21 protein-coding genes are annotated in these 23,124 nt (G+C 44.7%); 12 read left to right on the forward strand and 9 right to left on the reverse strand.

Annotated elements, in window-relative coordinates:
• Positions 1 to 37 precede the first annotated feature (37 nt).
• Together MHB82_RS18160 and MHB82_RS18165 are read left to right on the forward strand one after the other, a co-directional pair.
• Positions 38 to 1,621: a glycosyl hydrolase gene (locus MHB82_RS18160; protein ID WP_341175526.1), complete on the forward strand. Its 1,584-nt coding sequence runs from the start codon at positions 38 to 40 to the stop codon at positions 1,619 to 1,621.
• 291 nt (positions 1,622 to 1,912) lie between these two features.
• Positions 1,913 to 2,440, forward strand: coding sequence for a DinB family protein (locus MHB82_RS18165; RefSeq protein WP_341175527.1), 528 nt, complete (start codon positions 1,913 to 1,915; stop codon positions 2,438 to 2,440).
• A 134-nt stretch (positions 2,441 to 2,574) separates the two neighbouring features.
• On the opposite strand, the gene MHB82_RS18170 is transcribed toward MHB82_RS18165, so the two are convergent.
• From MHB82_RS18170 to MHB82_RS18190, 5 genes are all read right to left on the reverse strand, one after another.
• Positions 2,575 to 3,519 carry a family 43 glycosylhydrolase gene (locus MHB82_RS18170; protein ID WP_341175528.1) on the reverse strand — a complete coding sequence of 315 codons (945 nt, stop codon included), beginning with the start codon at positions 3,517 to 3,519 and terminating at the stop codon, positions 2,575 to 2,577.
• 45 nt (positions 3,520 to 3,564) lie between these two features.
• Positions 3,565 to 5,280, reverse strand: a complete 1,716-nt coding sequence (locus MHB82_RS18175; RefSeq protein WP_341175529.1) for a discoidin domain-containing protein — start codon at positions 5,278 to 5,280, stop codon at positions 3,565 to 3,567.
• Between the two features lie 70 nt (positions 5,281 to 5,350).
• A complete protein-coding gene (locus MHB82_RS18180; protein WP_341175530.1) occupies positions 5,351 to 7,036 on the reverse strand; it encodes an extracellular solute-binding protein in 1,686 nt (561 codons plus the stop codon).
• 70 nt (positions 7,037 to 7,106) lie between these two features.
• Positions 7,107 to 7,976: a carbohydrate ABC transporter permease gene (locus MHB82_RS18185; protein WP_095357443.1), complete on the reverse strand. Its 870-nt coding sequence runs from the start codon at positions 7,974 to 7,976 to the stop codon at positions 7,107 to 7,109.
• Between the two features lie 17 nt (positions 7,977 to 7,993).
• Positions 7,994 to 8,947 carry an ABC transporter permease gene (locus MHB82_RS18190; RefSeq protein ID WP_110823194.1) on the reverse strand — a complete coding sequence of 318 codons (954 nt, stop codon included), beginning with the start codon at positions 8,945 to 8,947 and terminating at the stop codon, positions 7,994 to 7,996.
• Between the two features lie 247 nt (positions 8,948 to 9,194).
• On the opposite strand from MHB82_RS18190, the gene MHB82_RS18195 reads away from it, so the two are divergent.
• The 6 genes from MHB82_RS18195 to MHB82_RS18220 all read left to right on the forward strand — a co-directional run bounded on the left by MHB82_RS18195 (position 9,195) and on the right by MHB82_RS18220 (position 15,311).
• Complete coding sequence (locus MHB82_RS18195; RefSeq protein WP_341175531.1) at positions 9,195 to 10,925, forward strand: sensor histidine kinase; 1,731 nt, start codon at positions 9,195 to 9,197, stop codon at positions 10,923 to 10,925.
• Positions 10,903 to 12,252 (forward strand): response regulator transcription factor, encoded by a 1,350-nt coding sequence (locus MHB82_RS18200; protein ID WP_341175532.1) that lies wholly within the window; start codon positions 10,903 to 10,905, stop codon positions 12,250 to 12,252. Before MHB82_RS18195 ends, MHB82_RS18200 begins: the two co-directional genes overlap by 23 nt.
• 306 nt (positions 12,253 to 12,558) lie before the next feature.
• Complete coding sequence (locus tag MHB82_RS18205) at positions 12,559 to 12,888, forward strand: PadR family transcriptional regulator (RefSeq protein WP_095286527.1); 330 nt, start codon at positions 12,559 to 12,561, stop codon at positions 12,886 to 12,888.
• Positions 12,889 to 12,902: 14 nt separating this feature from the next.
• Positions 12,903 to 13,766, forward strand: a complete 864-nt coding sequence (locus tag MHB82_RS18210; protein WP_095357439.1) for a pentapeptide repeat-containing protein — start codon at positions 12,903 to 12,905, stop codon at positions 13,764 to 13,766.
• A 12-nt stretch (positions 13,767 to 13,778) separates the two neighbouring features.
• Positions 13,779 to 14,540, forward strand: coding sequence for an ABC transporter ATP-binding protein (locus tag MHB82_RS18215; protein WP_095357438.1), 762 nt, complete (start codon positions 13,779 to 13,781; stop codon positions 14,538 to 14,540).
• A complete protein-coding gene (locus MHB82_RS18220) occupies positions 14,541 to 15,311 on the forward strand; it encodes an ABC transporter permease (RefSeq protein ID WP_341175533.1) in 771 nt (256 codons plus the stop codon).
• A gap of 507 nt (positions 15,312 to 15,818) precedes the next feature.
• Here MHB82_RS18220 and MHB82_RS18225 read toward each other — a convergent pair.
• The 3 genes from MHB82_RS18225 to MHB82_RS18235 form a co-directional block, all read right to left on the reverse strand.
• Positions 15,819 to 16,454 carry a hypothetical protein gene (locus MHB82_RS18225; RefSeq protein WP_341175534.1) on the reverse strand — a complete coding sequence of 212 codons (636 nt, stop codon included), beginning with the start codon at positions 16,452 to 16,454 and terminating at the stop codon, positions 15,819 to 15,821.
• A 320-nt stretch (positions 16,455 to 16,774) separates the two neighbouring features.
• The gene (locus tag MHB82_RS18230; protein ID WP_220039431.1) at positions 16,775 to 16,903 is read right to left on the reverse strand and encodes a DUF6254 family protein; all 129 of its coding nucleotides are present in this window, start codon (positions 16,901 to 16,903) and stop codon (positions 16,775 to 16,777) included.
• Between the two features lie 119 nt (positions 16,904 to 17,022).
• Entirely contained in the window at positions 17,023 to 17,760 is a 738-nt protein-coding gene (locus MHB82_RS18235; protein ID WP_095357435.1) for an SDR family NAD(P)-dependent oxidoreductase, read from the reverse strand.
• Positions 17,761 to 17,936: 176 nt separating this feature from the next.
• On the opposite strand from MHB82_RS18235, the gene MHB82_RS18240 reads away from it, so the two are divergent.
• From MHB82_RS18240 to MHB82_RS18250, 3 genes are all read left to right on the forward strand, one after another.
• Positions 17,937 to 18,560, forward strand: coding sequence for a TetR/AcrR family transcriptional regulator (locus MHB82_RS18240; RefSeq protein WP_110823211.1), 624 nt, complete (start codon positions 17,937 to 17,939; stop codon positions 18,558 to 18,560).
• A 220-nt stretch (positions 18,561 to 18,780) separates the two neighbouring features.
• Positions 18,781 to 19,296, forward strand: coding sequence for a DUF2243 domain-containing protein (locus tag MHB82_RS18245; RefSeq protein WP_341176662.1), 516 nt, complete (start codon positions 18,781 to 18,783; stop codon positions 19,294 to 19,296).
• Entirely contained in the window at positions 19,286 to 20,095 is an 810-nt protein-coding gene (locus MHB82_RS18250; RefSeq protein WP_445671264.1) for a cytochrome c oxidase assembly protein, read from the forward strand. The genes MHB82_RS18245 and MHB82_RS18250 overlap by 11 nt, the downstream gene beginning before the upstream one ends.
• Before the next feature lie 133 nt (positions 20,096 to 20,228).
• On the opposite strand, the gene MHB82_RS18255 is transcribed toward MHB82_RS18250, so the two are convergent.
• Positions 20,229 to 21,926 (reverse strand): ABC transporter substrate-binding protein, encoded by a 1,698-nt coding sequence (locus tag MHB82_RS18255; RefSeq protein ID WP_341175535.1) that lies wholly within the window; start codon positions 21,924 to 21,926, stop codon positions 20,229 to 20,231.
• A gap of 229 nt (positions 21,927 to 22,155) precedes the next feature.
• Between MHB82_RS18255 and MHB82_RS18260 the strand changes: the two genes are divergently transcribed.
• Positions 22,156 to 23,043, forward strand: coding sequence for an AraC family transcriptional regulator (locus MHB82_RS18260; RefSeq protein ID WP_095357432.1), 888 nt, complete (start codon positions 22,156 to 22,158; stop codon positions 23,041 to 23,043).
• The last annotated feature ends 81 nt before the right edge of the window (positions 23,044 to 23,124 follow it).

Here is a 23,124-nt window from a genome sequence, read left to right on the forward strand (position 1 = left end):
TTCTTGATCTTATTTCACAATGAAAAGGGAGATGGAAATGAAAAATCAGCTCACAAAGGCAAGCGCACTAATGTTGGTATTTGTCCTCATGTTTGGTTGGATGAACACGCCTGTTCATGCAGATCCTCCTCTATTCACAATTGAAAGCGAAAATGCTCAGCTGACGTCCGATCTGCAAGTCGTGACTGAAATTTACGGACAACCCAAACCTGGCTTCTCTGGAAGCGGATTTGTCTGGATGCAAAATTCCGGTACGATCACCTTCAACGTTACTGTTCCTGAAACCGGTATGTACGCTATCTCCACTCAGTACATGCAAGAGTTGAGCCCTGATGGAAGACTTCAATATTTAACCGTTAACGGCGTAACCAAAGGGTCGCACATGCTGCCCTATTCGACAGCATGGTCGAATTACGACTTCGGATTTCACAAGCTGAATCAAGGGATCAATACCATCCAAGTTAAAGCAGGCTGGGGCTTTGCTTATTTTGACACCTTTACTGTAGATCACGCCGATCTCGATCCTCTGGATGTACAGCCTGTTCTCACCGATCCTGAGGCTACACCCGAAACCCAGCTTTTAATGAACTATTTGACAGAAGTTTACGGCAACCATATTATTTCTGGACAGCAAGAGATTTACGGAGGCGGTAATAATGGAGATACCGAATTGGAGTTTGAATGGATTCACGACCTTTCCGGTAAATATCCGGCCATTCGAGGTTTCGATTTTATGAATTATAATCCTTTATATGGTTGGGAGGACGGCACAACCGATCGCATGATCGACTGGGTTAATAACCGAGGTGGGATTGCTACAGCTGCATGGCATATCAATGTTCCTCGCCAATTCGACACCTATCAACTCGGAGAATTCGTTGATTGGAAAGAAGCAACCTACAAACCGACCGAAACTAATTTTAATACGGCGAATGCAGTCATTCCTGGAACGAAAGAATATGAATACGTGATGCTGACCATTGCGGATTTGGCGGAGCAGCTGCAGATTTTACAGGATCATGACGTGCCTGTGATTTTCCGGCCTTACCATGAGGCTGAAGGTAATGGTGGGTTAAATGGCGAAGGAGCCTGGTTTTGGTGGGCTTCGGCTGGCGCGGATGTATATAAGCAGCTATGGGACCTTTTATATACCGAGCTCACGGAAACTTATGATCTGCACAACTTGATCTGGACTTACAACAGCTACGTTTATAGCACATCCCCTGCTTGGTATCCTGGCGACGACCAGGTGGATCTGGTCGGCTATGACAAATACAATACGATTTACAATCGATATGATGGTTTGTCCGGCGTTCCCAATGAAGATGCGATTACATCGATATTTTATCAGCTGGTCAATTTGACAGATGGCCAAAAAATGGTGGCCATGACGGAGAATGACACGGTTCCAAGCGTACAGAATCTGATGGAGGAAAAATCGGGATGGCTCTACTTCTGCCCTTGGTACGGAGAACATCTGATGAGTCCTGCATTCAACAATCCGGCCACTCTCAAAACACTTTACCAAAGTGATTATGTCATTACGCTCGATGAGCTGCCAAATTTAAAGATGGGTACCGGAGCACCAAAAGTCTCCATTACTCCTGCAGACAATGAATGAATAGAACGAAGAAAAAATGAATACCTGGAAAATGTATTTAAACGAATTTTCGGAAGCTTTCTAAACGAGCTTCCGAACAATACATAGCATGCCCTTCCGCCCAATAAGCGGAAGGGCATGCTTCATGCTGCAAGTAGGATTTCAATTGTAGCATTTCTGCTCCAATCAAAATTCACCCTCTTAACTATTAACGTCATGAAGCAGCCAAATCCACCATGAGAAGGTTGAGAATCACTCCGGGCATATATTACAATTAAATCTAGAGCTATGAATCCCAAAGGAGGCGCTAACATGCTTGAAAGACCAACGACAGAGGAGTATGCAGCTTATTATGAAGGATACATAAAACTGGTTCCCGAAGGGAATATCATCGAGCGGTTGGAGCAGCAATCCAATATCGTAAAGACCTTACTGTCCTCATTGACTGAGGAGCAAGCGAATTACCGTTATGCTGAAGGCAAATGGAGCGTAAAAGAGGTCATTGGCCACCTGACGGATAACGAACGTATCATGAGCAGCAGACTGCTTCGCATCGCCAGAGGCGACCAAGCAAATCATCCCGGTTACGATCAGGATGTCCTTATGCAAAGTCATCCCTTTGATGCGTACACCGTAGCCGATCTGAACGAAGAATATACGGTCGCACGTCGCTCGACCCTTCTTATGCTCCGTCATATCACGCCGGAAGCTTGGCTGCGTAAAGGAATTGTTAGTGATAACCCAGCTTCGGCTCGATCCATTGCTTATGTTTTGGTTGGACATGAACTGCACCATCTATCGATTCTTCGTGATCGATATGCGGTGGATGTGCCATTATAATTAACTCAAACCTGTGAAGTGACGTCCCCATTCTGGTTATTGGACAGACGTTGAACTTTCGTTCCCTGAAGATATCAACCTCTGTCCGTCATCCTTTAATCCGTCCATCTACGCTTACGTTGATTCCCTATTATTTACCTTTCAAAAGAGATTGAATTTGTATCCTTATTCAATGTTAATGCAGAGTAATTATTCAGTATCGGCATATCGCCTTCCCATTCAATCGGCAGTACCACATAGCTTGATTGAAAATAATCTGCTCCATTCCAGCGGTCCGCAAAGTACAAATATTCCTGTTCGGATCGCTTCAGTACAAAAGACGGCTGCGTGTGATATGTCGTTTCGTCACCGAAATTCCTGAGCATCCCCCACGGTCCATCCATAGTCTCCGCCACTGCTACCTTCCCTTGATTCGGATCCCAACCCGTACAAAAAGAGGTTAGCATGTAGTATTTCCCATCCCGCTTGAAAACCGCCGGCGCCTCCCGATACTCCCCCTGCCACAACTTTCCGATCAGACTGTCGACATTCAGGTAATCCTGCTGCAGACGATAGATATGAAGATCCGCATTATCTCTGGCAGCTGATATAAAGTAGGCAGTCCCGTCATCATCCTGAAAGAGCGTACAGTCACGCGACATATAACCATATGGATTGAAGCTGCCATGATAGATGAAATGGCTATCTGGATAATCGGATGTGGCAATGGCACATGCAGCATCATTATAATTCGTTCCGTTCTCATAGTGGACCCATAGTACAAACTTTTTAGTTTCCTGATTAAACAGCACTTTGGGCCTTTCGAGGTTCACTTTTCCGACCCTGTCATTCATTAATTTCATGTTGGTTCGTACCCTGATGGGGGCAACCGGAGTGGAAGTCGTAAGGATATGATTTCGAAACTCCCAATTGAACAGATCTCTGGAACGGTAACAGCTGACATAAATATCATCTCTGCGGTCTTCCCCATACCAGTAATAATAATGATCATGGAACAACATATGTCCACCATGGGCATGGATCGGCTGACCACTTATATCACGCCAGATGGTGCCATTGGTTAATTGATGATTATTCAAACCGTTATCCCTCTCTTCTATTTGTTTTTCAGGTTGGAGTATTTGCTATTCTTCATCTGCTCCAAATACCTTCACTTCCCACAACCTTGGTGTATACCAGTTGTTCGGGTTGTTATGGAGCTGAGCATTCACCATATGGATTCTTACATATCTCGCCGTACTTGATAACGTATCCGAGGTGAAACCGTAAGAGGTATTATTGGTACGATCCAATGCTTCAGTCCAATTTACATTGTCTGTACTTGTCTCAATTTTATATTTGTAAAACCCTTCAGAGCCTTTTTGCATCCACCAGGAAATTTGTACATTATGAATCTCTTGAACCGAACCGAGGTCTACCTTCCACCAATGTGGCCAGGAACTGCCTGTACCGATCCATTCCGTTTGATAGTTGCCATCGTTCGCATAATTCGCCGGGTTCGTCCCCGTAGCCGTTTGCGCTGTTGCTGGTTTGCCTTGGGACAGCAGCTTTCCGTCCTGGACAGGGACTACGACATCATCGTTCGCACTGTAGAGGACTTGATCGAAATAGTCATAGAATGCGTAACCATTGGAGAAGGAAACGGGAAGAAGCCGCTCCTCTGTTGTTCCGTTTTCCGTGCCAGCCCAGCCGAACATCCATCGATAAGCAACCATAACCACTTGGTTACCCGTGTTTGGTTTTACCCGCATGACAGAACCCGATTGTGCCGAGAAGGTTGACGTGTTGCCTATCGTTCGTAATTCAGACCACTCTCCATCGATGCTTGAAGCGGAGGAATACATAGGTATACTCGGGTACCAACCCGCAGCTTGGGACGAGAACAAATAATAAACGCCATCCTTTTTGATCACTTTGGGCAGTTCCCGATGTTGATCCTGATAGATTACGGAAACCTGGTTTTCCACATCCAGCCAATCAGAGGTCAACTTGTACAAAATCGTATCTGAATTATTATTCGCTGTTGAGATCAAATAAGCTGAATCGTCGTCATCTTTGAAAATGGAGATATCCCGAGACTCATTCCCTTCTGGTCGAAAGCTTTTATGAAAGGTGAAGTTCTCTCCAGGCGTGGCAGAAGCTACTGACACCCTGGCAAGTGTGTAATCTGTGCTGTTCTCATAATGGGCCCAAAATACGAATTTGTTCGTGGGAGCATGGTATAAGACATTAATCCCTTCGAATTTGGAATTCGCCAAGTCCGGATGATCCGTGTAGGAAAGTACCACCTTGTCATTCCCATAAGTGATATCGTCAGTTGACGTCTGTTGTATCATCTGGCCAAAGCCGCCTGAGGACTTTTGAACAAAATTAAATCTGTAGTAGGTATCCCCTACTTTTAGTTCATTCGGGAGGTTTAAAGTAGATTGGTTCGTATTATCAAAGGTTGTGAGGTTATCTGGAAGGGTGTGGGGTGCATATTCGGGCGAGACAGCAGAGGTTATCAAGGAGCTTCCGCCATATGCTTTCACTTGATATCTGTATGTGCTGCCTATGGTAAGGTCATAATCATCCAGCGTTGTTCCCGTCAAGGTTTGCAATAAAATGAAGGGCTCATTGTTCTCGGATCGATATAATTCATATTCGTTTGCTCCATTAACAGGTGCCCAGTGTATTTTGGCATTGGACACTTCGGATGCGTTCTTAAGCACAAACAGTGTTGCTGCAATCTGGGTCCCCTCACTATCTTCAGCGTGAACGGTTTGAGCAGAGAATAATAGATGGCAAGTTAACACTATCAATGCAATCACAATAGCCGTCCCTCGTTTTTCTATAACCATGTCTCATCATCTCCTTTTTAGTAGACCAACCTTCCTTATGCCGGAAGGCTGATCTTGGTAGAGTGTGACTTTATTTCAACTTCATGAGTGCCATGACATCCGTCTCGCTGGCCTGGCTGTACCACTCGTTTACTTCTTCGATGACTTGGTCTCCGCCTTTTTCGTGCCACTGCTTCACAAAAGTATCAAATGCTTCAATTGGCTCATTGCCGTATATGATTTTGGTGAAGGTTTCTTGCTCCATGGTAGTCAGCTGCTCCCACACATTTTGCATCGTTGGCGTAGGTGGACCGTTAAACTCGTTTGGAAGCAGAACATCCCGGTTTTCATATGAAATGCGATATCCATCTTTGGTCGTTTGATCCTTTGAATCACTTTGGATGAGCACACCGGTATCGGCTTTGACACCGTTCGCCAGATCAAAATATGATTTTCCGGGACCATCTACACTCGGCGTATTTTTGGTGAACCCCATTTTCCCAACACTTTGTATCGCTTCCAGAGGTTTGTTGAATTTTTTCGGATCGAATGTCACCTCTTCATTGACGATATCGTAATCGTAACCCTGAGCGTAGCCATATTTGAAATCCCCCGTACTGAAGGCCGCATCGTACATTTTATCGTAGTACAGGAAGAATGCCTCCATGTTTTGGAATTCGTTATTGAACATGAATACGCCATCGTTTTGCTGAGCGGACTGATATGTCTTATCACCATTTACACCTTGAATGGTCGGGTAAGCTTGGATTTTGGCGCCCTCGATATTTTTCTCCACATCCTTCACACTGTCATAGAGCCAAGGACGTCCAATGATGATGCCTGCCTTGCCTTCGGTAAAATCGGATAATGCGTCCCATGCACCCTGAGTGGCCAGTTCTTTGTTCAAATACCCTTTGGCATACCAATCCCGCAGCTTGGCGAGTGCCTCCCTGTTGCCTTCAGCTACTGATCCATAGGTTAATTTGCCATTGTCGTTCACCCATTGCCGCGGAAGGTGTTTCCCTGTATATGCGCTGAAGATCATGACGGGATCACTGACCCAGCCCGTGTTGTAGGAATCCTTGCCCGAGAATGTAAACCCGTATGTGTCTTGCTTGCCGTTACCATCCGGGTCCTCCGTGGTAAATGCCGCAATGACGTTCTCAAACTCTTCTATGGTTATTGGCGCTTTCATTTTCAATTTATCCAACCAGTCCTGACGGATCAGCATGACTTCGCCCTCCGTCAGATTCGGTGCGATCGCCATTCCGTAAACCTTCCCGTCCCTGACCACCGGATTGAACGTCGTTGGGTATTGTTTGTAAATCTCTCTCATCCGCTCTGGCATATAAGCTGCAATATCTTCCGTTATCTCTTTGACCCGGCCCGATTCGATCAGATCATTAACCAGCATGGTGTCATACACTGGCAGAACGTCAGGCAGCTTCTCGGAACCGGTCAACGCCAGCCGAAGCTTGGTATTATATTGGGAAGCATCCCCGCCCAGCAGGGTCGTTTCGATCTTGATGCCCAGATTTTTTTCTCCCCAGCGGGTTAATACATTGTCATTCAAACTTTCACCATTGATATATTTGCCGGCATTTTCATCCTGTTGTTTCGCAATCGTAATCTTGAATGGAGGATCGTATTTTCCGTCCTTAAGCACCGATGTCGGTGCAGATTCAGTACTGTTCTCTCCTTGGCTGCATCCAGCCACAAGCAAAGCCGAGAGAATAACCGTGCTAACCATTTTCCATAGTTTTCTTCCTTCTTTCATAGAACATGCCCCCTTCGCTCATATCGTACTATTTTCTATTCATCCGACTGTTCATGATTCGAATGAAGAGCTATTCTTTGACAGCCCCTAGCACAATCCCCTTCACGAAATATCGCTGCAAAAATGGATACACCAAAATTATAGGCAGTGTACTGACAAAAATTTGGGCTGCCTTGATGCTCTGCTCCGACATGGCCGCGACTTCAGACTGGCTCATCGCCATGTTCTGCATGTTGCTCTGCACCACAACCGTCTGCAGGAAGGAAGCCAGCGGATACCTGCTCGCATCCGACATGTATAAAATCCCGTCAAACCAGGAATTCCAATGTCCGACCATGATGAATAAAGATACGGTAGCGATTCCGGGCAGAGATAGCGGCAGATAGATTTTGCTAAGGATCACAAAGAAAGATGCTCCGTCAATGAATGCTGCTTCTTCCAGCGCTTTTGGAATCGTTTTGAAGAAATTAACGAGAAGAATGAGATTGTAAGCTCCGAAGGCTCCTGGCAGTACAAGGGCCCAGATCGTATCCTTCAACCCGAGGCTTGTCACCAAAATGTAAGAAGGTATCAGTCCCCCGGAGAAAAGCATGGTGAAGATAAAGAACCACATGAGTGCGTTGCGGCCCCGAAATTCCTTGGACAGAGCATATCCTGCACAGGTCAGGATAAACATGCTGATGGTGGTCCCCAAAACGGTTCGGGTGATGGATGTCAGCATTGCACCATTGAAATTGGAATTGTTAAACGTTTTTACATACGCATCCACGTTGAACCCGACCGGCCAAAATGACACCATATTACCGCTAATGGCCGCTTTGCTGCTGAGCGATTGCGCCAACAGATGAAGCAGTGGAAGAAAACACGCCAGACCGGCCAGTATCATGAACACGTAATTAAAATAGGAGAATACTCTATAACCTGTCGTCTTATGGTACATGATCCCTCTCCCTCTTGTTAGAATATTTTATAATTGGCATACTTATAGGCCAGCCTGTAGGATACGACGATCAGAATCAGGCTGATTCCCGATTTGAAGAGACCAACCGCTGTCCCGAATCCGTATTGCCCGTTTAACAAGGAAGAACGATAGACATAGGTGTCGATAATATCTCCCGTACTGTAGACAAGCGGGTTATACAAGTTGAAAACCTGATCAAATCCGGCGTCCAGAATGTTGCCCAGACTAAGTGTAGAGATGACGATAATCATCGGCAGCATGCTGGGCAAGGTGACGTATCGAATTTGCTGCCGGCGTGTGGCTCCGTCAATCTCAGCCGCTTCGTAATAGGAGGGATTGATTCCCGCAATGGTAGCCAAATAGACAATCATGCCAAAACCGAAGCTTTTCCAAACGTCACTCACAACGACAGTGTACCGAAAGAGATCCGGATCACCCAAAAAGTAAATCGGTTCGCTCCCAAACAACCAGTTCAATATTCGATTGATGCCTCCGTCTAATCCCAGAATATCAATCATCAGTCCCGCGACAGTGACCCAGGACAAAAAGTGCGGCAGATACACCAGTGTCTGTACACTTTTCTTAATCCCGATATTTCGTATCTCGCTCAGCAAAATAGCCATGATGATCGGAACGATAATACCGACGATAATTTTGGAAACGGCAATAATTAGCGTATTAACGATCGCTTGAGTTGCTTCGTCGTACTGGAAGATCCTTTCGAAATTTGCTAACCCGATCCACCGGGAACCCGAGATACCAAGCCATGGTTTGTAGTCCTGAAACGCCATGAGCAAGCCAACCATGGGCCCATACGAGAAGATACAGACAAATACAAAAGCGGGAAGACACAGTACATACAACGGCCAGCTTTTCCTGATTTCGGTTTTCCATGGACTACGCCTTTTAATCCTGGTTTTTACTTTTTCTGCGGATGTAACGGTGCCCATCTCATTAATGCTGCATACCTCCTTTATGACAAGTCCTGGAAATCAATCCTCCAATTAAGCTTAACAAAAGCGCTTTCATTCCAAAATGCCAAAATTTCAAGATCATCACCCCAGCCTGAACCACTTTAAACCGCTTTCATTTTAGCGTTGTGCCGTCCTTCCTCTTTTCGGTCGTTTGGCTTATATTAAAGTTAAATTGGTAGAGACCTTATTACTCCCAAGCTTATGGTCAGGAAAGGGAATCACGATGCTAAGAAAAATGTACATGAAGCGATTTATCTATTTCTTTGTTTTTTTTCTGCTGCTGACGTTAAGTTTATTTTTCGTGATGAACCGTTTGAGTTCCAAAACACTGGAGGACAATCTGATTGGAGCTTCCAAGAACCAGCTTGATTATGTGAAAGGCATTTTGGACGGAATTATGTATGAGGCTAACATGTACGGGGTCCAGTTTGCAGCCGACAGTGACGTCCGGTTTTATCAGAGCCAAGTGATTGAGCTGAGTAACTACGATTCCCAAATGAAGAAAAATGAAATCGTTGATCGCTTACGTCAAATTTTGCTTTCCAGCCGTTCGATTGAGTCCATCGGCATCTACTGGAAGTCTGAAGAATCGTTCCTGTCCACCAACAATACGCTGGAGGCAAGACTTCCGTTCAAGGAAGTTCAAGAACGGGGTTGGCGAATTGTCGAAGGCAGCCTGTATTACTTTGCCGTCTACCCTTATATCCAAAAAAACGGAAAGGTTGAACCTGCCCAATATGTCGTTGGCGTAAAACTGAAAACCGATTATTTGAAGAGCCTGCTCAAGAAGGCGGTCAACAATGACAGCTCGAATGCTTTTTTCCTGTTTAACCAACAGCAATTGTGGAGTGAAAAAGAAGTTGACAACGATTTATTGAAAGCGGTTAACAGCATGCTCACGCCCCAACCGGAGTCAACTGTAAAATATGATTATCATACCAAATCGGATGATTACTATGTTCTCTCAAGATACATTGAACCGATTGACGCCTACCTGATTACATACACACGTACGAATGATTTTCTGCAGCCGCTGGATCGCAATCGCAAAGTTTTCCTTGTGAGCATTTTAGCCGTTTTGACGCTCGGTTTGTTTGTTATCTTCACGTTTTACCGGAATTATTACCGAAACATTCGTCTGTTGGAGAAGAAGTTCTCACAGGTTGAACAAGGCAATCACAACACACGAATTACCGAGAACACCGATAAGGAATTCTACAGCCTATTCCGCAGTTTTAACCATATGGTTGCAGAGATTCAGGAGCTGTTCGTATCCTTGAAGACCGAAACGGATCTGAGAAGAAGTGCCGAATTAAAACAACTGCAAGCCCAGATTAATCCGCATTTTTTATACAACAGTTTGTTTTATATCATGTCGGTCGCCCAGTTTTCGCCGGATGCGGTCATGCGAATGAGCAAGCACCTGGCGGAATATTACCGCTATTTAACCAAATTGGACCGGCATGAGGTAACACTGGAGAGCGAGCTTCAGTTTGCGGAACATTTCCTGATCATCATGACACTCAGCAAAAAAATCGAGTACAAGATCGACTTGCCGTCCGAACTTGCCTCCCTTCCTCTGACGCCGCTGATCATTCAGCCTGTAGTCGAGAACGCCATTCAACATGGAATTGAAGGACGACAGGGAGCCCATCAGGTCACGATCGATGTCAAACGGACGCAAACTGCCATAACGATCAGGATCTCGGATGACGGAAAAGGGCTCTCACTGGAGGAAATCCACAGGCTCGAAACTCAGTTGGAGAGCGACACCCCCCCTGAAGGAATAAGAGGCGTCGGGCTCTGGAATGTAAACCGGCGTCTGAGAAATACGTACGGCGAGCTGAGCGGACTTCAATTTTCCACCAATGATTGGGGCGGCTTGTCAGTACTGATGCTGATCGATTTTTCTGCAGAGAAAGGAGAAACGTATGCGACTACTGATCGTGGATGATGGACACTACGTTGTGGAATATATGAAACACCTGCTTGATTGGAAGTCCTTCGGCATCCAGCAGATCGAGACGACGACCAATTCAATTGAAGCCAGAGAATGGTTGAACCAACGTCATGTAGATATTCTAATCACCGATATCCGAATGCCCGAGGTTTCGGGAATTGATCTGCTCCAACACATCCATCAACATAACTTGCTCACTAAAGTCATTATCCTTTCGGGCTACTCCCAGTTTGAATATGCGCAGCAAGGAATTCGTCTAGGTGCACTCGATTATTTGCTTAAACCAGTAGACAAGGATGATGTGGAGAAAGCCATGAATAAAGCCATCCATAATATAAAGAACACCACTCCACGTCCTGCCGTCCATTGGGAAAACTTCGATGGTTTGGGCTATCTGCTATCACTGCTTGGAGAAAATGAGACGTTGAGAACGGAATTCGAGGCTTATACCGACTTATTAGGAAGTCGCCTTTTTTGCTGCTTGAAAATGGACAATTGCACACAAGCTGATATAGATGATTTGCAGCACAAACTTGGAGATCAATGGACCTGTCTCGTCTGGTCTTCCGGAACGCAGCTGGTCGGTTTAGTTCCCGAAGAGGTTGCCGAGATGCTGATCACCAAACCGGACTGTACATTCTTATCCCCACCATTTTCAATAACCGACCGGAACGAATTCCGTCAGCTGTTTTACGAATTCTTCCTGGGTGAGTATGTGCAGTCTGCGGACTTTGGCGGGATATTTAATCTTTCTCCATCATGCGGGGATTGGGAGTCGGCGGGCAATATTATGAAAAGTTATGATCGAATCCATCTGCGAAAGGAAAAAATCCTCTTCCTGATGGAAACCATCCTTTATGTGTATACGGTGGACAAAGAACGGAATCCCTCTAAGACTGCAGATTGGATTTTCAATCGACTGAAGGATCCTGACAAACTATGGCCGACACTCATGGATATAGTTAGCCAAATCAGGAACAACAAGCAAATGTCCATTCAAACGATCGTGGGTAAAGTGCAAAAATATATCGAAGATCATCTTTCACATGGCCTCAGTCTGGATGAATTGGGAAAAGTGGCACACCTTCACCCTGTCTACCTTTCCAAACTGTTCAAACAGGAGACTGGAGAAAATGTGTCCAACTACATTTCCAAGAAACGACTGGAGAGAGCCTCCCACCTCCTGCTGGATTCAGAACTCCGCATAGCCGATATTTCTCAAATGGTTGGCTACAAGAAAAATCAGTATTTTATCCAATTGTTCAAGGAAGAGTTCGGGGTTACCCCTTATCAATACCGCAGGAATATGGTTCATCAGTAAGGGGAACAGTACGTGGCTAGACTAGCTTGAAGAATCAACCCCCTCTTCACCCCAGCGATGCCTGAGTATTAGTAACTTTCTCATGTTTAACTCGATGTGCCCAACGATGAGCTGAACCTTAGAGCTGACTCTCAGCTCTAAGGTTCAGCTCATTTTTTGTTGCTTGATTACTTGCCATAAAGAGAAGGAACGATGTAGATCACATGATGTGATAAACACACAAATTTTCAATCAAGGTAATTTGATTATAATACTACCTTGACAGTCACAGTAGTATGACGTATTATACAATTGCGAGGTGATTACATGAGCCAAAACAAAATTACATCCGACCTACTACGCGGCCATACCGATACAATGATTTTACGGCTCTTATCCGAAGCTGACAGATATGGGTACGAGATTGTCAAAATGATTGCCGAGCGCTCAGGCGGTGAGTACGAATTAAAAGAAGCCACCATGTATTCCAGTGTTCGGCGACTTGAAGCGGAGGGTGATATCGAGTGGTATTGGGGCGATGAATCTCAAGGCGGACGCCGTAAGTATTTTAGAATTACCGAAAAAGGCAAAGCAACGCATGCCAGCAACAAAGAAAACTGGGAGTACGCGAAGCGCGTGCTTGAAAACTTATTATAAGGAGTGTTGAGGTTATGAATGAAAAGCTCACTCACTATTTAAATGGAGTTTTTGCACCGTACGATGGGGTAAAAAGTGTCACCGAATTAAAAGCAGATCTGCACTCCGATTTGCAAGAAAGGTTTCGTGACCTCAAGGCAGAGGGCAAAGATGATGAAACTGCTTTTGAGATGACCATTGAGAGCATCGGCGATATTGAACAGACCGTGCAGGAGGTTGCCAACCTCTCCCGTTCTCTGGAGCGGCAGGTAGTGACAAACTTTAACGCAAGTAACCTGTCAACGAGCGATTTTGCTGGTGTTACCGCACATAAAGGACAATTCAAGTCCAGTGCGCTGAGAGGCTCCAATTTCAGGGATGCAGATTTGACTGGTAGTTCTTTTTCTAGCAGCGATGTCCGGGATGCCAATTTTGACCGCGCCAATCTGACGGACTGCACCCTCTCTACACTGGACCTTGCAAATGCGAGCTTCAGACAATCCCTTCTTGTACGCACGAACTTCAGCAAGTCGGGTATGGACGGAGCCAAATTCACAGATGTCAGACTGACTGACGTTACGTTCTCCTTAACTGATCTTAGAAAAGCTATCTTCCATAACTGTATCTTCGACGGTGTGGAGTTCAAGTCTTCCGATCTGAGCGGGCAGCGTTTTGATGGGCAAACCTTTATCGGAGTCAAGTTTGAAAAGGTGGCATTGAACGAAGTTTCATTTCAGAACGCTACACTCAAAAACGTATCCTTTCCAACGTCTTCCTGGTCCAACAAGTATTATCGGGTGATCAAGACCGTCTGCTTTGACGGTGCGATGATGGATAAACTCACTTATGCTGCCCTCAAAGGCATGGAAGCCAATGTATCCAAAGTTACGGTTATCTAAGGAGGGGATCCTATGCAAAACAAGTCCATTCAAGTGATTGGCCTGCAAAAATCCTACAAACAGCTGCACGTCCTCAAGGGCGTGGATTTCGAAGTGGAAAAAGGCAGTATCTTCGCCCTTCTCGGCTCCAATGGTGCCGGCAAAACAACCGTTGTTAAAATTCTCACCACGCTGCTTCAAAAAGACAGCGGAACTGCTACCGTGAACGGATTCGATGTTGCAGCAAACCCTGACCATGTACGGCAGGCGATCAGCCTGACCGGACAATTTGCCGCCGTGGACGAAATTTTAACCGGACGGGAAAATCTGATCATGATTGCCAAACTGCGATATCTGCACAATCCGCGTCAGATTGCGGAAGATTTGCTTCAACGCTTTGGTCTAACGGATGCTGCGGACCGCAGGGTATCGACGTATTCGGGCGGGATGCGTCGCAGACTCGACATTGCTCTAAGCCTCGTGGGAAAACCACAGATTATTTTTCTCGACGAGCCAACGACCGGGCTAGATCCCGAAGCACGTATTGAGGTATGGAAAATTGTTAAAGAGCTGTCGGATAGCGGGACGACAGTATTTCTGACTACACAGTATCTGGAGGAAGCTGAGCAGCTTGCTGACCGAATAGCCATTCTCCACGAGGGAAGAATTATCGCCAGCGGCACGCTCTCCGATCTGAAGAAGTTGATTCCAACCGCAAAAGTGGAGTACGTCGAAAAGCAGCCTACACTTGAAGATATATTCCTCGCAGTCATCGGCAAAAAGGAGGCCAATTAAATGGAAACGGTAAAAAAGCACTTTTTTAGTGATATGAGCGTGATGCTGGGACGTTCCTTGCGCCATATTCTTCGCAGCATGGACACCATTATTACGGTTACGATCATGCCAATTGCCTTCATGCTGCTGTTTGTCTATGTATTTGGCGGCGCTATTCAAACCGGGACAGACAACTACGTCAATTATCTATTGCCAGGTATACTACTCATTGCAATTGCCAGTGGTATATCCTACACGGCGTATCGTCTGTTTATTGATGTACAGCGAGGCATATTTGAACGGTTTCACTCCATGCCGATTTCACGTTCCACTTTATTATGGGGGCATGTCCTGACCTCACTGGTTTCTAACACTATCTCTGTTGTCGTCATCATATTAGTAGCACTTGTAATGGGCTTTCGCTCACCGGCTGGGATCCTCTCATGGCTTGGCGTTGCGGGCATACTCGCTCTGTTTACACTGGCATTAACCTGGGTCGCAGCGATTGCTGGACTGTCTGCAAAATCTGTGGATGGCGCAAGTGCGTTCTCCTACCCCATTATATTCCTTCCTTTTATCAGCTCTGCATTTGTACCAACTGAATCGATGCCTACGGTTGTTCGTGTCTTTGCCGAAAACCAACCAGTAACCTCCATTGTCGAAGCGATCCGTGCGCTGCTCTTAGATCAACCGGTAGGCAATGAGATATGGGTCGCTTTGGCATGGTGTGTCGGGGTCCTGCTGGTCGCATATATTCTTGCAATGAGAGTTTATAATAACAAGCGGGTGTAAAAAAAATCCGTTCTATGTATATTCCTCCTCCCTGTTTAAACTCGAATTCCACATGTAAATCACTATTTATTTCACTTAAGTATTGTGCAGCAATTAAACAAAAAGGTCGTTGAAATCGATCCCTATCGGGTGATTTCACGATCTTTTATTGTAACCATTTGAGTCAATGAAACTTCCGCTGATTGTTCTATCTTTATCCTGTGTTATAATAAAACACAAACCTATTTTGGGTAATTCTAGGAGGTTCCAAATGTTGCAAAGTATTAATATCCCAGGCTTAATCATTCTCATCCTAATCGTTTTATTAATTATATGGTTCGTTCGTAAACTGATGGCATCCTTACGCCGTTAGGTACGTGTCCTTGTCATCGGACCGTGACACCTGCTGTACGCCTCAAAAAAAGCCGCTATATTAGCGACTTATATAGGGTATATATATATCTGTTACTCGACATGTCATGAATACTGGCTACTTACGACCATCGCTTGACCTAAAGGACTCCTGGGCTACGTATCGCTTTGCACGGTCGACAGTGAAACGAGAACTGGTCCTGCAAAAGCCGATGCCTCTTCCCCTTTTGGATTATGAAGCCGGAACAGAAAAGTGTCTCCTGCTTCAGACTTCCATACCATATAATCGCTTATTCCTTCCTCTCCGGAAGCTTGAAGATAGAGTTCCGCGAAACCAAGAGGATGTTCAACCAATTCGCCACTATAATCGGATACCTTACCAACTGCACTGAGCTCCCCTTTACCTTCAGCTTCAAGCTGAGTCAAATCGTAATCAGAGGGCAGCGGTTCAATGTCCACATAATAATCCGGATTACTGCTTAACGACAAGCGACCTGCTGTCTCATCGAAGGCAAACTTTTCAAAGACATACAAGGAAAAACCTTCGCCTTGCTTCAGTACTGCTTCCATGGACTGATTTCCATCTGCCGTCATCAACTCAAATCTATCTGCCTCTGGACGAGTCGTTTTAGGAGCTGGCTCCAGCTCGGAGGTTGGAGGTGAAACCGATTCAGATTCTGGAGTTTCAAGCTCCGGATTAACAGTAGACTCCGCTTCGCCTGTACAAGCAGAAAGGATCAGAACCAGGATAACCATCGGAAGGTTAAGCCACAGGACATAATGGGTTTTCAATGTAATCGCTCCTTTCGAAAGTAACCTAAGAATTTAAATCTGAATGATGATGTGCTCAACCCACACACGATCCAATTGTTCCTAATGTTGAGACAATATGTTATTACCCGTTATAGTGATCTACACTCAACCATTTTTCATCCAAGCTCCCCGTACTTTAAGTTTGATGATTCAAGTAAAAAAAGCCGCTACTTAGCGACTTCATCTTCAAATGTACTTCTTTATCCCATTTTAGATCGACATGGTTACATGAATCCGTCTTCTACAGTTTGACGTTATTAAAAAATGACTGCCGGACAGGTTGTCTGGCAGTCATTTGCTTAACTCGTAGTATGCTTCTCTTCATATTCGCTTGATAATTCTTTAAGCGATCTGATTTTACCATGAGGATGCTGTTCTTGCTTTCGTGACTTCCAAGCAGCTTCCTGCCTTTTCTTCTGGCGAGCCATAAAAGATCTCCTCCTCAGGAAATTAGAGTGATACTACTTTTCTATGATGTGAATTATCACTGACTTTCATTCATGTACAGCTTCATCTCAATAATCCACCATTCAGAAATCACCAGCTCTTATTGAGCAGTGTATCCACCATCCACGATCAGGCTGTTTCCTGTCATATAGGATGAATCATCGCTAGCAAGGAACAGAACGGCTTTAGCCATTTCTTCCGCTTGACCGAGACGTTTCATCGGTGTAGCTGCTGAAAGAGCTTGTTTGCTCTCTTCAGGAATAATTGGTGTATCGATAAAACCTGGGCATAGTGCGTTGACGCGAATGTTTTTCTCTGCATATTCCAGAGCCAGCGAACGGGTCAAATTCACAACGCCGCCTTTGGCTGCATTGTAGGCTGCAGATCCAGGTGAACCAACCCATCCATACATCGATGCCGTATTAACGATTGTGCCTCCACCGATTTTGAGCATTTCACGAATCGATTCACGCGCAACCAGGAATACTCCGTCCAGGTCGACATTAACCGTATTACGCCACTCGGCATAGTCCAGCTCGTGCGATGGATGAACACGTCCGATTCCTGCGTTGTTGAACACGATGTCCACTTTGCCAAAAGCTTCAACGGTTTGTTTGAAAATTTCAGCAACCTCTTGTTCGCTTGTGATGTTGGCTTTGATGAATAGAGCCTCCGCGTTAAGCGCTTTCAGCTCCTGCTCAAACGCTTTGCCTTTTTCTTCATTTAAGTCCACAAGGACGACTTTAGCTCCTTCGGAAACGAATAGACGAGCTGTCGCTGCACCAATTCCGGATGCTCCTCCTGTGATCACTGCTACTTTGTCTTGTAGTTTGCTCATGACTATATCCTCCAGTATACTATTTTGAATAGCGCCTATATCAATAGTGCTATATGATGTTTACAAAACTAATTGTATGCTTAAAATTGTAACAATCCAATCATTAAGATAAAGCCAAGTGTCTACCTTCTAGACACTTCTCCACACAATGTCTAATTTTATAGGAGATTTTTTGAATGAATGATGAACTTATTGTGACTTCTCAACATCGTAATCGTACCAGAGAGCATCTCAAAACGGCTCTGATTCAGCTTATTAAGAAAAAAGGCTTCCATGCAGTGTCTGTCAAAGATATCGTCGACCAAGCGGGTTACAATCGAAGCACGTTTTATTTGCATTATCAGGATAAGTATCTCCTTGCCGAAGAGTTGCTGATCATGAAGCTGGAAGGCTTAAAAGAAGCAACAGGTAAACCCTACTGGCACGGTCACAAGGTCTTTACAAACAAACTTAACGTGGAATCTTTTCAAATCGTGGATTATATTTATGAACACCGTGACTTCTTCGAATTAATCCAATATGATGATACGTTACCTGGTCTGCACACAGGCTTTCCACAAACCATGCTCAAAATTTATGAGGAGCAATTTGTATTCGAAACGATCAATAATACCCCTGTCAACATGGAGTATTTCAAGTACTATACAGCATACGGTTTTTTTGGACTATTAAACAATTGGATTTTAAGCGGATTCCGTGAGTCACGGGATGCGTTTATCCATAACGTGATTGAGCTCACCAAAACGCATATTCAATCTTTTCATTATGTGGGGAACAAGCTGGACTCTGATACCGAGTGAGCAGCTTAACTTAGAAACTACATACAAAAAGAGCCGCTTTATAAGCGGCTTCTTATTTGAGTGCATGATGTCCTCCGATATGTTCTACAGTTCACTCCATCTTTATGAATTGGTCAATCCTACACAAGCCACAGCTTTGTCCTCATTCCTGAGTATAATCAGTTTATATGGTTATATTGGATAATATAGTTAATGATCCGGGAGGCGAAGTACATTGGCTATTCAAAAATCACGCAGTAATTCAAACCCATACCCAAATAGCACGAATCACGATCTGTACTCCAAACGAAATGTATGGTCTGGTGTTCTATTCGGTATTGGTGCTGTCGCCTTCATGGATGAGGCGGTTTTTCATCAGTTGCTGCATTGGCACCATTTTTATGATAAATCCACAACCAACGTAGGTTTGATCTCAGATGGGCTTTTTCATGCTTTTAGTTGGTTTGCAACCATTGGCGGATTGTTCATGTACGCGGATCTTCGAAGAAGAAGTGCTCTTTACCGCGCGAGATGGTGGGGAGGATTATTGCTTGGAGCCGGAAGCTTTCAGTTATATGATGGACTGATCCAACACAAACTGATGAGAATCCATCAGATTCGATATGTGGATAATGTCATTCTCTACGATATGATATGGAACATCTTGGCCGCTTGTCTGATTCTCATTGGGCTCATTCTTGTTTACCGTACCCGAAGCAGCCAAGAGACAGGAAAGGTATACTCCAATGTACATTAATTCTCATTTACATCATTACCATGGAACTGAACAGCAGCCAATAGTATCGGCCCTGTCACAACTGCTTCTGGCGATGCTCTTTGTGATTGCTTTGATCTTGTATATTATCGCTGCACTTCGTTCTAATTCTAATAAGCCCTGGCCTCTACATCGGACAGTTTGCGGGTGTATTGGCGTTGTGTCAGCAGTTATTGCTGTAGCTGGTCCCCTTGCTAGTCTGGCCCATACTAATTTTGTTGCACATATGCTGAGTCATTTACTGTTGGGTATGCTCGCACCGTTACTTCTGGTCTTGGCCGCACCGATGACGCTTATGCTGAAAACGTTAAGCATCCCGTTAGCCAGGCGGATTACACGCATTCTGAAAAGTTGGCCCTCTCGCCTGTTGACTCATCCGCTCTTCACAGCGCTCCTCAATATAGGAGGACTCTGGCTGCTGTATACGACGAATCTTTACTCACTTATGCATGAGAGTGTCGTTCTTTATCTCTTTATTCATATTCACATCTTCATTGCAGGCTATCTATTTACGCTATCCCTTCTTTACATTGAGCCTATGCCCCATCGATTCTCCTTTGTGTATCGTTCAATCATTCTGATCCTATCGTTGGCAGGTCATGGCATTTTATCGAAAATGATCTATGTTCAACCGCCTGACGGTGTATCTCTGAACCAGGCAAAGCTCGGAGCCATGCTCATGTACTATGGTGGGGATATGATTGATCTCCTTTTGATCATGATTTTATGTTCACACTTGTTTCGAGCAACTCGACCACGCTCGGACTTATCTATCCACTGATAGCATATCGCAATCGACCACCTTGGGAGATTTCCAACAACTACAAAAGACCGTTGAACGGGCTTAAAATATGTTCAACGGTCTCTTTATTATATATGGTTGAGCATGCTTCGCCTGCAGATCTTGTAGTTCGCTATTTAATGTCCTTACCTGTCCACAATCTGACCCGATCTTTAATCCATTCCGTATATTGCTGTTCCATCTCGACGGCTCCAGCCTGATCAATTTCAGCAAGCATCCCATCATAGATGCCATCAAACGCACTCGGCGTAGTAGTGATCGCTTCGGCGATTCGTTTCTGGATGATATCCTGCGTTTTCTGCGAAATCACGTTGTAATCACCGCTATCCGAAGGTATAGGCATGTTATAGGCTGCTCCCCATTCTTTGACCGGAAACTCTTCTTCCGAAGGGAATAGGTCCTTCCACGTACTGATTCCGTAACCTGCAAGGGCCTCCTTCTCTGCTTCCGAATAACTTTGCTGTATTTGCTCAGGATAATTGGTTGTAAAATAATTTCCAGTGGAATCCTTCACTCCATCGCCGTAGTGAGCTCCGAAAATGTAGTACAGACCCACACCGGACTCCTTAGTAAATGTATTATTGTCTTTGTTTTTCTTTTCCTGGATCTCTGCCGGTATGGAGCGAACTCCATCTTCCAGGACATAATGCTCTCCCTCAACTCCCCAGTTTCTTAGAATCTGGCCTTCTTCGGAAGACATCCAGTCCAAAAATTTAATCGCCCGAACAGGGTCTGGGCAGTCCACCGTTATGCCAATTCCATATCCGTCAAAACCTATGTTCTGGAAGTCTTTGCGCTGGAAAGTCTCATCAAGCGTTACAGGATAGTATCCATAAGTCATGTCATCTTTCCCCACACTTTTGAGTGCATTTTCTGCATCACTGTAACCCCAGTTCGGGTCAAGCAAAGACAATACTCGCCCACTGGCAATTTTGGATTTATACTGATCGTCTTTCTGAACAAAACTATCTTTGTCCAGGAGCCCCTCATTGAACATTTTGTTCAGCCAACGGAAATATTCCTTCTCCTCCGGACGCTTGTAATGAAGCTTAGCTTCGTAGGTTTCAGGATCAATAAAGTACTCCCCATCTCCTGGGCCTCCTGTTGCCATGGCCGCCGGATCGGTTACGGTGATCATTCGGCGCCATCCGTCTGCGCTGAGTGTCAGCGGAATGGTTGGCTGTCCATCTTCAGTTGTGGGATGCTTTTCATAATATTCTCTTAGCACCTTCTCATAATCATCCAGCGTTTTGATCTCCGGATATCCCAGTTCTTTGACGACACGATGCTGGATGGCAGCGCCATTGTTCGCATCAAAGCTGATCTGGTCGATAGCACCATTCGTAGGAATCCAGTAAATGGATGGATCTTCATTGCTGTATTTCAATCGATTGAACTGCTCCCCATAGATTTTCTTCAGGTTTGGCGCATGCTCTTCGATTAGGTCCGTCAAGTCCAGCATGGCACCTGAATCTACCAATCTCGTTAAATTTCCTTTTGGAAAGATCAAATCCGGATAATCACCGCTTGCAGCCATGAGGGAGATCCGGTCATTGCCTCCTCCGCTTGATATATCATATTCTGCATCAATGGTCACGCCTGTTTTTTCAGTAATCTTTTTGCCTACAGCGTCCTGCATCTTGTTCCAGTTAGGACTCGCATCTGCCCCGAAAAAAGTGAACGTAATCGGGCTATCCGAGTCGACACCCTCCGAACTGGAATTGTTCGCTGTGTTACTGCTGCATCCGGCTGAGATCAGTAAAGTGCTCGTTAAAAGACATGTTCCTATTGCTTTGGATAGTGTGCGCATGTTTTTTTAACCCCCTGTATCTGGATTGACTTGTTTCCAAATGGCTGTTCTTATATTGATATCGCTTTCAAGAATACGTTTTCGATAATACTCCTTGAATCACTTTTATCTCTCGCCTCACTCTCCTTTTTTTCTATATAGTAGTATGTGTGCATTCATTCAAACCTTGATTATTCAGTCAGAAATATAGCATGATATAGACAAATCTCGATGCTGTGGTGGTGATTTCTTGAAGAACGTTCGTCTAAGATGGTTTACGAGAGACGAGGAATTTCCATTTTTTATTCAATACGGGGAGCATGCGGAAGACTTTTCCCTTCATAAACATACGGACTTCTCTGAACTCGTCATTGTGCTAAATGGCCATGCTACTCATATCGTTAATGATGAAATTTCTTTTATAAAAAAGGGACACGTGTTCGTCATTAACGGGGAAACCACGCATGCCTATAAAGACCCTTGTAGCTTTGAAATTTGTAATATCATGTATAAGCCGGAAATGATGATTCAACTTGGATCTGATTTGCGTTCGTTTGAAGGTTATCATGCGATGTTTGTGTTGGAACCGCTTTATCATAACAAGAAATCAATCCACAAACATATGTATCTATCGTTAAACAATATGAAATATATTGAAGAGTTTATCTCCGACATGATCGACGAATATCATGGGAAAAGGCCAGGGTACAAAACGTTACTGACTTCCAAATTTACCGAACTCGTAGTCTATTTATCCAGGCACCATGAATCGAGTGGAAAAACGACAGAAGGCCAGGTCATGCATCTGGCCGCGGCAGTCTCCTATATTGAAGATCATTATTTGGAACATATCACTTTGGAGGATATCGCATTATATGCCAACATTTCCGTACGACATCTAAATCGGATTTTCAAATCCTTTTATCAAACATCTCCCATTGCTTATCTTCACCGTTTGCGCATGGAGCGTGCATGCCAGCTCTTAAGGTTAACGAATCTGCCTATTACACAAGTTTCATACCAGTCCGGATTTAATGACAGCAACTATTTTACGAGGCTATTTACTAAAACGTACGGGTTGCCCCCAAAACTTTTCAGACAAAGAGAACTGGTAATGGACGAATCCACCTCTGAATAAAGGAACCTTCGCCTGAAGTTCCCTTAATAGAAAGTTTGAGTATTCATTCTCAGGCAGCCTAACCCCAAGGAGTAGATAAAA

Origin of the sequence: Paenibacillus sp. FSL K6-2862 (assembly GCF_038005125.1) — a bacterium.
GTDB classification, from domain to species: domain Bacteria; phylum Bacillota; class Bacilli; order Paenibacillales; family Paenibacillaceae; genus Paenibacillus; species Paenibacillus illinoisensis_A.